Here is a 13,017-nt window from a genome sequence, read left to right on the forward strand (position 1 = left end):
GATTGGGGAATGAAGGCATGAGTCGCCGTGTCGCTACGATCACCTTAAACCCTGCTTATGATCTTGTTGGTGCTTGTCCAGCTATTGATGTAGGTGGTGTTAATTTAGTCCGAACAGCTGGGCTTAATCCTGCGGGTAAAGGCAATAATGTCGCAAAAGTCTTACGTGATTTGGGCATTGATATTACTGTTAGCGGGTTTATGGGACGTGAAAATCAAGAAGAATTTCAGCACTTCTTTAGTGAAAATGGGATGGCTAACCGTTTTTATCTTGTGTCAGGTCGAACACGCATTAATGTGAAGTTAACCGAAGGAAAAGGGCAAGTCACTGACTTTAATTTTTCAGGATTTACCGTATCAGAGCAAGATTGGCAGCGCTTTGCAACGGATTCACTTAATTGGCTTGGTCATTTCGATATGGTCGTTGTCAGTGGCAGTTTACCAAATGGTGTTGATCCTGAAGCCTTTACTCAATGGATGATTAAGCTGAGAAGATTATGTCCATGCATTATTTTTGACAGTAGTCGTGATGCTTTAGTCGCAGGGCTAAAAGCAGCACCTTGGCTGATAAAGCCTAACCATCGTGAATTAGAAGCGTGGGTAGGGCATTCATTAACTGAAATGGCAGACATTATTAAAGCCGCTCATCAACTACGCGATAAAGGCATAGCACATGTGGTTATTTCACTGGGTGAAAGAGGAGCTTTATGGGTAAATGCATCAGGTGCATGGCTGGCAAAGCCACCACATTGTGATGTGATAAGTACCGTTGGTGCAGGGGATTCGATGGTTGCTGGATTAGTATATGGCTTATTAATGAGTCAAACGAGTGAGCATACTTTGCGTCTTGCAACTGCGATTTCTGCGTTATCAGTCAGTCAGCCTGATGTGGGAATAAAAGATAGAAGTCAACTTGCTGAAATGATGACTAAGATCGAGCTAACACCGATTAAATAAGATAATTTGCGGTTTATTTGAGATAAACCGCAAAGAATATCAAAATTAGGCTTGTTGTGATTTTAACCAAGCAATTTCGTCAGGCCAAATATCAGGATTGATGGTTTCTAAAATCAGCGGAATGCCATCAAAACGCTTATCTTGCATAATATAGCTAAAAGGGACTTTACCAATATTTCCTTCACCTAAACTGTGGTGACGGTCTACTCGACTGGCTAATTCGCTTTTCGCATCATTAAGGTGCATTGCTTTTAGATATTGAAAGCCGACAATTTTTTCAAATTCAGCGAATGTTTTCTCGCAATCTTCAATTGTTCTTAGATCATAACCGGCAGCGAAAGTGTGGCAAGTATCAATACAAACGCCTACACGAGATTTATCTTCTACCCCATCAATAATAGCGGCTAGATGTTCAAAACGATAACCTAAATTTGTACCTTGCCCTGCGGTATTTTCAATCACAGCAGTGACATTTTTCGTTTTTTCTAAAGTGATGTTAATTGATTGAGCAATTTTTTGTAGGCACTTATCAACATCAATCTTATTTAAATGGCTTCCAGGATGGAAATTAAGTAACTCAATACCCAGTTGTTCACAACGCTGCATTTCATCTAGGAATGCGTCTCTTGATTTTTCAAGAGCATCTTCTTCAGGGTGACCTAAATTAATGAGATAACTGTCATGGGGTAAAATTTGAGAAGGGCTATAACCATAAAGCTCACAGTTCTTTTTAAATTTATCAATGACATCTGTGGATAATGGTGCAGCTTTCCACTGGCGCTGATTCTTAGTAAAAAGGGCAAACGCAGTAGCTTTTATTTCATGTGCGCGTAATACCGCCTGATCGACGCCACCAGCAGCACTGACATGTGCGCCAACAAATTTCATTATTTCTCTCCTTAGATTTATTTCACACCATGATAACAAACATACAGCGTATAACATCATATTGAGGTGATAAAAGCAAAAAAGCGCAACTAAAAATAGTTGCGCAATAATGAAAAGTGCTTCTCAAGGCGAAATTTTAAGGGGGATTAATTAATCTCGATATTCCTATTAAGACATCAACACAGTTTGAATAAAGATATTAATCATCGCACCACCAAGGGTTAACCAGAAAAATAAGAATAAGGCTAATAATAATGGTTTGACACCTGCTTGTCGGATAGCGCTAATATGTGTTGTTAAACCTAATGCCACCATTGCCATTGCTAAGAGAATGGTATCAATAGTCACAATGTAGCTAACAATCGATGCTGGAATTAAATTTAAAGAGTTAAAGCCTGCCATTAAAATAAAGAATACGGCAAACCAAGGAATAGTAATTGGGCTTTTCTCAGTCGATTGTGCGCCATTGTTTGCTTTGCTTTTCTTTTTACTTAAATAAGTTGAAAGAATAATTAAGAAAGGCGCTAGCATCATTACGCGGATCATTTTACTAATAACCGCAGCATTTTCAGCATCAGGGCTAATTGAGTGCCCTACAGCAACGACTTGAGCGACTTCGTGAATAGTTGAGCCTGAGAAAATACCAAAGGTTTCTTCTGTAAACGGTAACCAGCCTGCAAATGCATTTAAATGGTAGAACCAAGGGTAAAGGAAAATACCGATAGTCCCGAAAATCACGACAGTAGAAACCGCAACGGCAACTTGGCTTGCTTGTGCTTTAACAACAGGCTCTGTCGCCATAACCGCCGCCGCACCACAAATACTACTGCCAGCACCAATCAAGATGACAGTTTGTTCATCTAAACCAAAATATTTGCGACCAATCCACATAGCGATAAGAAAAGTCGATGTCAGCATAATGGCATCTATAATTAAACCTGTTGCACCTACATCTGCAATTTGCTGAAAAGTCAGTCTAAAACCGTACAAAATAATACCTGTACGTAATAAATAGTGTTTAGCGAATTTGACACCTTCATCACTATAAGGTTTTGCAACAGGATAAAAGGTATTACCCACAATAATACCGAATAGGATCGCCAGCGTTAATGCACCTAAACCCATGCTCGAAAACCAAGGAATATCACCAATATAAATAGCAAGCGCAGTTAATACGCCTGTTAGTAATAAACCAGGAAGCCAGCGATAGACTGGAGTGAAACATTTTTTCGCCAATGTAATAGGTTGACTTTGCTCTGACATAGAAAAACCTTGCTTATATAAATTTTGCATAAGCATATAACAAGCAATCTTATTTATTAAACTCATTATTTTTATAATAATAACCAGTAAAACTAATATAGGTGTATTTTCTTAAATGTACTTGGTATGTTACTGGTTTGTGGATAGTATGTTATTACAATGACAGCTCAAAGGTGGAATGGATATGCGAATTACGTTGCGGCAACTGGAAGTCTTTACTGAAGTTCTCAAGAGTGGTTCTACAACGCAAGCATCACAACAGCTTGCTTTATCTCAATCTGCTGTCAGTGCTTCTTTAACTGATCTTGAAAGCCAACTAGGCGTACAGCTTTTTGATAGAGTGGGAAAACGGCTTGTCACAAATGAACATGGACGATTACTTTATCCTAGAGCGCTATCTTTACTTGAACGAGCAACTGAAGTTGAGCAATTATTTCAAGCTGGAAATGGTGCTTTGCGTATCGCTGCAAGTACAACAATAGGCAATTATATTCTTCCTCAAATGCTGGGGAATTTTCATCGTAATTATCCTGATATTCCGCTAGAAATGAGTATTGGAAATACCGAAGAAGTCGTTAAGTTAGTGAGCGAGTTCCGTGTTGATTTAGGGTTAATTGAAGGTGCTTGTCAAAGTTCTGAACTGATTAGCCAGAAATGGCTTTTAGATGAAATGGTTATTTTTTGCTCGCCGGATCATCCACTAGCTAAAGCACCGAAAGTGACTTTAGCTGATTTACAGTCAGCTCCTTGGATTCTACGAGAAAATGGTTCAGGAACTCGAGATGTGCTTAACCATCTTCTCTTTGCTTCTTTGCCGGGTTATCGCATTGAAATGGAATTAGGTAACTCAGAAGCAATAAAACATGCCGTTATGTATGAAATGGGGATCAGTTGTTTATCTCGCCGAGTGATTGAAGAACAGATTAATAATGGCTCATTAAAAGAGATAAAAGTAGAAGGGCTGGCATTACAACGTACCCTATATCTGGTTTATCATCGCCAAAAACATGTCTCTGATGCACTGAAAAAACTCCTGACATATTGTAATGCTGAACACTTAATCGGCAATTTTTCATAAATTGCTAATAATTGACGCCCGATCATGAAGGTATCTTATAATCCTAGATCCTTGCTATTCACGAACGACAGATTTGCTACAATCCTCGTTAGAAAAGTGAATATAAAAGTGGAATGTTATGTCAGAACAACAAAATAGTACTGCTGGTTCGGGCGCAGTACGCACTTTGCGCCGAGAGTTAAAAGCGCGACATTTAGCGATGATCGCTATTGGTGGTTCAATTGGTACAGGACTTTTTGTCGCATCTGGTGCAACTGTTGCTCAAGCAGGGCCGGGTGGGGCATTACTCTCTTATGCATTAATTGGACTAATGGTCTATTTTCTAATGACAAGCCTTGGGGAATTAGCCGCATTTATGCCTGTTTCCGGCTCATTCTCAACATACGGATCTAAATATGTAGAAGAAGGCTTTGGTTTCGCATTAGGCTGGAACTATTGGTACAACTGGGCAGTTACAATTGCTGTTGACCTTGTTGCTGCACAATTAGTGATGCTCTATTGGTTCCCAGATGTTGATGGTTGGATCTGGAGTGCCTTATTCCTTGGCGTTATTTTCTTACTCAACTATATCTCTGTAAAAGGGTTTGGTGAGGCAGAATATTGGTTCTCTTTGATCAAGGTTTCCACAGTAATTATCTTTATTATTGTGGGTATCGCGATGATCACGGGCATTATGAAAGGTGCCGAAAACGCAGGTTGGCATAATTGGGAAATTGGTGATGCACCTTTTGCCGGTGGGTTTGCTGCCATGATTGGTGTTGCCATGATTGTTGGCTTCTCATTCCAAGGTACAGAATTAATTGGTATTGCGGCAGGTGAATCTAAAGATCCGGCTAAAAATATTCCCAAAGCTGTGCGTAAAGTCTTCTGGCGTATCTTACTGTTTTATATCTTCGCGATTTTAATTATTAGCTTAATAATCCCTTACACTGATCCTAACTTACTGCGTAATGATGTAGGCGATATTAGCGTTAGCCCATTCACACTAGTCTTTAAAAATGCGGGATTATTATCTGCGGCAGCCATCATGAATGCGGTTATCTTAACAGCGGTACTTTCTGCTGGTAACTCAGGCATGTATGCATCAACGCGTATGCTGTTTACATTAGCAAGAGAAGGCAAAGCGCCAAAATGTTTTGGTAAATTGTCTAAAAACGGTGTGCCACGCAATGCGCTTTATGCGACAACAGTTGTTGCTGGTCTATGCTTCCTAAGTTCAATGTACGGAAACCAAACTGTTTACTTGTGGTTATTAAATACCTCAGGAATGACGGGGTTTATTGCATGGTTAGGTATTGCGATTAGCCACTACCGTTTCCGTAAAGGTTATGTTGCACAAGGTCGTGATTTAAATGACTTACCTTATCGCTCTGGCTTCTTCCCAATTGGTCCTATTTTCGCCTTTATATTGTGTTTAATTATTACATTAGGTCAAAATTACCAAGCTTTCTTAGAAGACACAATTGATTGGTATGGTGCAATTGCAACCTATATTGGTATCCCATTATTCTTATTAATTTGGTTTACTTATAAGATTGTGAAGAAAACCCGCTTTATTCGTTATAACGAAATGGAATTTCCAACACATATTGCGAATAAAAAATAACCTATAAATCAAACTATTAAAACGCCCGTTTTTGTGATCTCGATCACTGTAAAACGGGCGTTTTTTTATTTTTTACCTCGTCAATTATAGAAAACATACAAAAACTCTAATTATATCGGCAATCGCATTGATAATTATTATTATTTGCTTTATTGTTAGCGCACAATTTATTTGCTGAAAAATAAAATGATAGCGCTAGTGGTTGTAAATAATATGCTTAATGTAATGAGTCTGATAATAATTAGCCCTTCTAGTGCTCAATACAGCCAACCAATAGTTTATCGCCATATAATAAATTACACAGCGAATATGATTCACCGTATAATAATTTGGCGACTCACTTCTTTGTTGAATAAATTGTCTCAAATTAATAATTGGCTTTTTGTACATAAAAAACAGTTGATGAGTTGTACGGTATGTTTTTGCTTACTTAATGTGTTGGTAAGAACAGAAAAACGTAGAAAAAAAACTAGGTACAACAATTGATATGAGCATTATGTCAGAGAGACTCGCCACACAAGAGCATGAAAAAAATGCATCAGATAATGTGAAAGCCCATTATCGAAAAATGATGAATAAACGCATGTTATGGCTTGGAGTTATCGTTTTAATTATTTGTGGTTCAGTGGTGTTAGATTTCACTATGGGACCTTCTGGTTTATCACTTGATAAATTATTAACAACCCTTTTTCAGCCTGAACTTGTTGATGCAGGTTCACGAGTGATTGTGTGGGATATCCGCTTACCTTATGCCTTAATGGCGGTTGTGGTAGGGATGTCGCTAGGGTTAGCGGGTGCAGAAATGCAAACGATTCTAAATAACCCATTAGCAAGTCCATTCACTCTGGGTTTATCAAATGCAGCTTCATTTGGTGCTGCATTGGCGATTGTTTTGGGTATTGGTATTCCGGGTATTCCTGACCAATGGTTTATATCGGCGAATGCGTTTCTCTTTGCCTTATTATCAGCCTTATTATTAGACGGAATAACTCGTTGGACGCGTGTTCCAACATCTGGCGTTGTGCTGTTTGGTATAGCCATGGTATTTACCTTTAATGCGTTAGTCTCATTGATGCAATTTATTGCAACAGAAGACACGCTCCAAGGTCTGGTTTTCTGGACTATGGGAAGTCTAGCGCGTGCAACATGGGTAAAACTCGGTGTTATGGCGGGTGCTTTTGCGGTCATTATGGCGATTTCATGGATGAGTTCATGGAAATTAACTGCATTGCGATTAGGTGAAGATAGAGCGATTAGCTTTGGTATTGATGTAAAGCGTTTAAGATTAGGTTCATTACTGCGTATTAGTATTTTAACCGCGCTTGCAGTTGCCTTTGTTGGACCTATTGCCTTTATTGGTTTGGTTGCACCTCATATTGCTCGCATGATGTTTGGTGAAGATCATCGATTCTATCTGCCAGCAAGTGCACTAATTGGGGCTTTAGTTTTATCATTGGCATCAATTGCGTCTAAAAATTTAATACCGGGTGTCATTATTCCGGTGGGTATTGTGACATCGCTGGTGGGCGTGCCATTTTTCCTCAGTATGATTTTACGTCATAGGGGGAATATCTAATGATGGAAGGGTTAAAGATCCAAGGTTTTAATGCTGGATACGCTAAACATCTTATTATTAAGGCACTGGATGTAGAGCCATTACCAAAAGGAAAGGTCACTGTATTATTGGGGCCAAATGGTAGTGGAAAATCAACATTACTAAGAGCGCTAGCTGGACTAAATAAATCATCAGGTGTTGTCAGTTTAGATGGTAACGATCTAGCTTCGATGAATTTTGCACAGCGTGCCCAAAATGTAGTCTATTTGCCACAAACATTACCAGCAGGTGTTCATTTACATGTTTTAGAATCCATTATTGTGGCACAGCGTGCTTCAGGTGGATTACATAATGAACATAGTGAAGCTCAGGTAATGCACTTATTACGTCAGTTAGGTATTGAGCATTTAGCATTACGATATTTAGATGAATTATCGGGTGGTCAAAAACAATTAGTTGGGCTTGCTCAATCATTAATTAGACAACCCTCTCTATTATTATTGGATGAGCCATTAAGTGCGCTGGATCTTAATTACCAATATCATGTAATGGATTTAGTCGCTAAAGAAACACACCGTAGAAATATTATTACTGTTGTCGTTGTTCACGATATTAATATCGCCTTACGGCATGGCGAACATGTATTAATGTTAAAACAAGGGCAATTAATTGCGCAGGGCGCGCCAGATAAGGTTATCACGGCACAGAGCCTTGCTGATGTTTATGGTGTTCAAGGTAGATTGGAATATTGTTCACAAGGAATACCTCAAATTATTATTGATGGTTTAGTGGATAAAATATAAAGAAGTAAAAGAGAAAGAGAAAAGAAGTAAATATAGGGATGCAGTAAATAGGGATATAAAAATAATATTAAAATAACTAAGGGTAATTAAATTTATTTATTACCCTAATTTCTGAGCAATTGTCGATCTGTCCATCTATATAAAACTTAAAGAATCTATATTCTTGGAGAATCGGGAATGGTAGTGTTAAATAAAAATAAAATCGCACTTGGCGTTGTTGCTGCTATTGCATCAAGTTTTGTTATGACTGCATCAGCAGAAAATGTAGAAAAACTGCTTGTAACAACCGCTTCAGGGTTTAAACAAACCGTTGAAGATGCACCTGCATCGGTTTCTGTTGTCACTCGTGAACAATTAGAAACCAAATCTTACCGTGATGTGACTGATGCATTAAAAGATGTACCCGGCGTATTAGTGACAGGCGGTGGAAGTAGTTCTGATATTAGTATTCGTGGTATGGATGCAAAATATACCATGATTTTGGTTGATGGTAAGCGTGTTGCATCGCGTGAAACGCGTCCTAATAGTGATAACTCTGGTATTGAACAAGGCTGGTTACCGCCTTTACCTGCTATTGAACGTATTGAAGTTGTACGTGGCCCAATGTCTTCTTTATATGGTTCAGATGCAATGGGTGGGGTTATCAATATTATTACCCGTAAGGCGCAAAAAGAGTGGAATGTAAGTTTACGTGCTGATAGCACGCTGACAGAGCGTCAAAACTCAGGAAATACTGAACAAGGCAGTTTTTATGCAGCAGGTCCATTAATTGATAACCTTCTAGGATTAAAAGTCCAAGGTCAATATTCACACCGTAGTGAAGATAAATTTATGAATGGCTATAATCGTCAAATTACCGCAAGCGGTGGTGGGACATTAAGCTGGACACCTGATGACAAAAACACGGTTGAATTTGAATTTAAAAAAGACAGCCAACATCGAGATGCACGTTGGGAATATTCAGCATCTGAGCGCTCTCGTAAATCTAAGAGTAGTGATTTCAGTAAATATGAGTTAACGCAATATGCACTGACTCATGACGGTGTTTATGATTTTGGTACGATGAATACATATATTCAACGTGACGAGAATAATAACCCAAGTCGTAAAATGGAATACAATGATACGACTATACGTAATCAAACGGTATTTATGCTAGATGCGCATACATTAAGTGTTGGTGCTCAATATCGCTTTGAAGAGCTAAAAGATAGCAACAATCATTTAGATAAAGGCAGCAAACTCGATCGTTATAGTTGGGCACTATTTGCTGAAGATGAATGGGCGCTTACAAATGATTTCTCTTTAACCGGCGGTTTACGTATGGATAAAGACGAAAACTACGGTACGCATTGGACACCTCGTGTTTACGGTGTTTGGCATATGGCTGATGAATGGACGTTAAAAGGTGGTGTGTCTACCGGCTATCGTTCACCAGATCTACGCCAAGCAACCAAGACTTGGGGACAAGCAACGGGTGGCTCAGGTGGTAATGCTGTGATTTACGGTAATCCAGATCTGAAACCAGAAAAATCAGTAACAGAAGAAATTGGTATTATTTGGGACAATCGTGACAACTTAACGGCAAGTGTTACTATTTATAATACTGACTTTAAAGATAAAATTACTGAACGTCGCATTTGTGATGATAAAGGCGTGTTACCGACATGTACCAAAGAGCAAGGATATGGTCACCAATATGACTTTATCAGTACGCGTGAAAATGTTGATAAAGCCAATATGCGGGGTATCGAGGTTACAGGTAATTGGACAATTTCACCAGAATGGAATTTAGCCGCTAACTATACATTTACAGATTCTGAACAGAAGAGTGGTGCATTTAGTGGTAAACCACTGAATAAACAACCTCGCCATATGGCTAATGCGACCTTAAACTGGGAAACAACGCCAGAAATGGAAACATGGGCGCGTATTAACTTCCGTGGTAAAACATCGGATTATTTATCGCGTACCAGCATGGCAACAGGTACACCTTCTTATGCGTTTGTTGATATTGGTACCAGCTACAGCTTAACCAAACAACTTAATGTGATTGGTGGTGTTTATAACGTACTTGATCGTCGCATCAACTATGAAAACTTTAATACCACATTAGAAGGCCGTCGTTACAACATTGGTTTGAACTATAACTTCTAATTTTTCACCCTCAGTTTGTGTCATTAAGACTCCACTTGTGGAGTCTTTTTTATTTCTTATTTTCCTTTGTTTGCTCAAAATTAGTACTGGAAAATTTAAATATTGAGGTCTATATTTAGCTCAATAATTCATCTTATTCATCGTTTTATTCTGACTATCAACTTGTTATTTCTACTTAGTATCTGCCGTTTTTTTCTTAATTTGTTCTCTTACTTTTTATTTATATAAAATAGGCTATTAAAAAATAGACACTTTTTATTAAAAGTCTATTTTTTGGAGTGAAAAGAAGTGTGAGTTAACAATTCCTTAGCATTAATCTTATTAATGTATTTTAAATGCTTTATTTGGATGGTTTATTGATGATGCTAATTTTTATTTAAGGTTTAGTTTTTATTTATCAATACGTTATGCTTTTATTTCTTTCGGTGTAGTAAAGGCTTTCGAAATATTCAAAGCTTAAGAATTGTGATAAAAGCACAATTGTTGTTAATAAAATGTAGCGTTATATGTTGACTTAGTTTGCGAATTGAAAAGATCGTAAAAAAAGGGGGCTTTTTGATGAAAATGTATTGCTATTTAAGTCTGAGACGTGCAAAATGCGCCCACTAAAAATATGACTGATGCGTTTAAAGTGCATCGGTTTTTTTTTGCATTTTTACTTATTACTACACCAAGAGGTCAGATTCATTTGAGTCTGAATAGATAACATAATTTGATTAGCAGCCAGCCCCTTAGAGAAAGGGTTGTCATGATAGAGGAATGCTAATATGGTACATTTATTCTCTTTCGCAGTCGGGCCTAACGGCACTGCGGGCAATGATGACTACGGAGCACGGCGTCTCCTAAACACATACACATCCTTAAAAACTTCATTCTATTCTGTTTATAGGCAGATGCGAAGTCTTCCCAGTAACTGTCGGTTGAGTTTATCTAATACTCAAACCGAGGTTATGGGAGGGTTCGCTAATGTCAGATAACGTCATCTCCTCTATCGGCACTAACCAAACTGGTGCTAACAATCGAGTTCAACTACGTAAAACCTTGACACTAATGCAGGTAGTCATGATGGGGCTTGCTTTTTTACAGCCTATGACTATTTTCGATACATTTGGTATCGTTTCTGGCATTACCAATGGTCACGTAGCAACATCGTATGCGATTGCATTGATTGCAATTTTATTTACAGCCGTAAGCTATGGAAAATTAGTTAAGCGTTTTCCTTCAGCTGGCTCTGCGTATACTTATGCTCAAAAATCCATGAGTCCTTATGTTGGCTTTATGGTAGGTTGGTCATCTTTACTAGACTATTTGTTTATGCCAATGATCAATATCTTATTGGCGAAAATCTATTTACAAGCAATATTCCCGGGCGTTGAACCGTGGATCTTTGTATTTGGCTTAGTGGCTTTAATGACGTTCTTTAACCTACGCGGTATTAACGTTGTTGCTAACTTAAATACAGCAATTGTTATTGTACAAGTTGCAGTAATGGTTGTGTTTGTTGGATTACTTATTCACGGTGTATATAACGGAGAAGGTGCAGGGGAGTTATGGACCTTTAGACCGTTTGCTTCTGTTGATGCTGAAGTTATACCTATGATAACCGGAGCGACAATACTCTGTTTCTCATTCTTAGGTTTTGACGGTATCAGTACATTATCAGAAGAGACACCAAATGCAGGTAAAGTTATCCCTAAAGCGATTTTCTTAACCGCGCTGATTGGTGGGATTATCTTTATTGCCGTTTCTTACTTTTTACAATTGTATTTCCCAGATATTTCACGATTCAAGAATCCAGAAGAGTCACAACCTGAAATAATGCTGTATGTTGCTGGTGCTTTATTCCAGTCCATTATTTTAGTGTTCTCATGTGTGACTGTATTAGCATCTGGTATGGCGGCTCACGCAGGTGTTGCTCGTTTACTTTATGTTATGGGGCGCGATGGCGTATTCCCAGAGAAGACATTTGGTTACGTTCATCCTAAATGGCGTACACCGGCTTTTAACGTGCTATTGGTGGGTTTCTTAGCGTTAGGTGCTGTGTTCTTTGACTTAGTGACTGCAACTGCATTAATTAACTTTGGTGCGTTAGTTGCGTTTACTTTCGTGAATCTGTCTGTTATTTCACAATTCTATATTCGTGAGCGTCGTAATAAAGGGTTAATGGATCATATTAATTACCTGATATTACCTATTATTGGTGCTGCGACAATGGGTGTCTTGTGGATAAACCTAGAACCAGGCTCTATGGAGTTAGGTCTTGTCTGGGGTGCAATTGGTATACTTTATATGGTGTGGATCACTCGTCGATTCCGTCGTCCAATGCCACAAATGCCAGAAAAGTAATATTCTAAGAATTGTCATTATGATAAATAAAATGGCCTCAGTAATGAGGCCATTTTTTTTGTATTGAATAAACAGTATTAGAATCAAACAGGATAATAAATAACCAGTTGATTGATTTATATACAATAAGATTAAGGATATTTACTCATTCAAATAAAAAAATTAAAAATAATTTTATATGGGGCCTAGGGTTTTTCTTAAGTGTTTATAATTAGGTTAATTTACTTGTTTAAGTTAAATTAAATAATTTTTTATATTAGTTTGAATGTATCTATATATATGAAAAACAAACTTTATATATTCAAAATATATTTTTTTACTTTTTAAGTATTATATTGATGCTCAATTAAAGATTAGTCAAATAT

10 protein-coding genes are annotated in these 13,017 nt (G+C 38.0%); 8 read left to right on the top strand and 2 right to left on the bottom strand.

The window, feature by feature from the left end:
- The first annotated feature begins 17 nt into the window (after positions 1-17).
- Positions 18-956 carry a 1-phosphofructokinase gene (gene fruK, locus EHE21_RS06865; RefSeq protein ID WP_088493220.1) on the top strand — a complete coding sequence of 313 codons (939 nt, stop codon included), beginning with the start codon at positions 18-20 and terminating at the stop codon, positions 954-956.
- Positions 957-1,001: 45 nt separating this feature from the next.
- On the opposite strand, the gene nfo is transcribed toward fruK, so the two are convergent.
- Entirely contained in the window at positions 1,002-1,844 is an 843-nt protein-coding gene (gene nfo, locus EHE21_RS06870; RefSeq protein WP_194952218.1) for a deoxyribonuclease IV, read from the bottom strand.
- A gap of 168 nt (positions 1,845-2,012) precedes the next feature.
- Positions 2,013-3,107: a YeiH family protein gene (locus EHE21_RS06875; RefSeq protein ID WP_194952219.1), complete on the bottom strand. Its 1,095-nt coding sequence runs from the start codon at positions 3,105-3,107 to the stop codon at positions 2,013-2,015.
- 184 nt (positions 3,108-3,291) lie between these two features.
- On the opposite strand from EHE21_RS06875, the gene yieE reads away from it, so the two are divergent.
- The 7 genes from yieE (at position 3,292) to EHE21_RS06905 (ending at position 12,652) form a co-directional block, all read left to right on the top strand.
- Complete coding sequence (yieE, locus tag EHE21_RS06880; protein WP_088493217.1) at positions 3,292-4,185, top strand: DNA-binding transcriptional regulator YeiE; 894 nt, start codon at positions 3,292-3,294, stop codon at positions 4,183-4,185.
- A 118-nt stretch (positions 4,186-4,303) separates the two neighbouring features.
- A complete protein-coding gene (locus tag EHE21_RS06885) occupies positions 4,304-5,791 on the top strand; it encodes an amino acid permease (protein WP_023581400.1) in 1,488 nt (495 codons plus the stop codon).
- A gap of 487 nt (positions 5,792-6,278) precedes the next feature.
- Positions 6,279-7,367 (top strand): FecCD family ABC transporter permease, encoded by a 1,089-nt coding sequence (locus tag EHE21_RS06890; protein ID WP_194952220.1) that lies wholly within the window; start codon positions 6,279-6,281, stop codon positions 7,365-7,367.
- The gene (locus tag EHE21_RS06895; RefSeq protein ID WP_088493215.1) at positions 7,367-8,149 is read left to right on the top strand and encodes an ABC transporter ATP-binding protein; all 783 of its coding nucleotides are present in this window, start codon (positions 7,367-7,369) and stop codon (positions 8,147-8,149) included. The genes EHE21_RS06890 and EHE21_RS06895 overlap by 1 nt, the downstream gene beginning before the upstream one ends.
- A 177-nt stretch (positions 8,150-8,326) precedes the next feature.
- Positions 8,327-10,306 (top strand): ligand-gated channel protein, encoded by a 1,980-nt coding sequence (locus tag EHE21_RS06900; protein WP_194952221.1) that lies wholly within the window; start codon positions 8,327-8,329, stop codon positions 10,304-10,306.
- Positions 10,307-11,073: 767 nt separating this feature from the next.
- Complete coding sequence (locus EHE21_RS19035) at positions 11,074-11,283, top strand: hypothetical protein (RefSeq protein WP_075673568.1); 210 nt, start codon at positions 11,074-11,076, stop codon at positions 11,281-11,283.
- Positions 11,273-12,652, top strand: a complete 1,380-nt coding sequence (locus tag EHE21_RS06905) for an APC family permease (protein ID WP_109372867.1) — start codon at positions 11,273-11,275, stop codon at positions 12,650-12,652. Before EHE21_RS19035 ends, EHE21_RS06905 begins: the two co-directional genes overlap by 11 nt.
- The last annotated feature ends 365 nt before the right edge of the window (positions 12,653-13,017 follow it).

The sequence above is a fragment of the Proteus sp. GOKU genome, assembly GCF_015475555.1.
GTDB classification, from domain to species: domain Bacteria; phylum Pseudomonadota; class Gammaproteobacteria; order Enterobacterales; family Enterobacteriaceae; genus Proteus; species Proteus mirabilis_B.

Coding starts and splice junctions, on each gene's coding strand:
- fruK (WP_088493220.1), top strand. CDS start 18: ATGAGTCGCCGTGTCGCTACGATCACCTTAAACCCTGCTTATGATCTT.
- nfo (WP_194952218.1), bottom strand. CDS start 1,844: ATGAAATTTGTTGGCGCACATGTCAGTGCTGCTGGTGGCGTCGATCAG.
- EHE21_RS06875 (WP_194952219.1), bottom strand. CDS start 3,107: ATGTCAGAGCAAAGTCAACCTATTACATTGGCGAAAAAATGTTTCACT.
- yieE (WP_088493217.1), top strand. CDS start 3,292: ATGCGAATTACGTTGCGGCAACTGGAAGTCTTTACTGAAGTTCTCAAG.
- EHE21_RS06885 (WP_023581400.1), top strand. CDS start 4,304: ATGTCAGAACAACAAAATAGTACTGCTGGTTCGGGCGCAGTACGCACT.
- EHE21_RS06890 (WP_194952220.1), top strand. CDS start 6,279: ATGAGCATTATGTCAGAGAGACTCGCCACACAAGAGCATGAAAAAAAT.
- EHE21_RS06895 (WP_088493215.1), top strand. CDS start 7,367: ATGATGGAAGGGTTAAAGATCCAAGGTTTTAATGCTGGATACGCTAAA.
- EHE21_RS06900 (WP_194952221.1), top strand. CDS start 8,327: ATGGTAGTGTTAAATAAAAATAAAATCGCACTTGGCGTTGTTGCTGCT.
- EHE21_RS19035 (WP_075673568.1), top strand. CDS start 11,074: ATGGTACATTTATTCTCTTTCGCAGTCGGGCCTAACGGCACTGCGGGC.
- EHE21_RS06905 (WP_109372867.1), top strand. CDS start 11,273: ATGTCAGATAACGTCATCTCCTCTATCGGCACTAACCAAACTGGTGCT.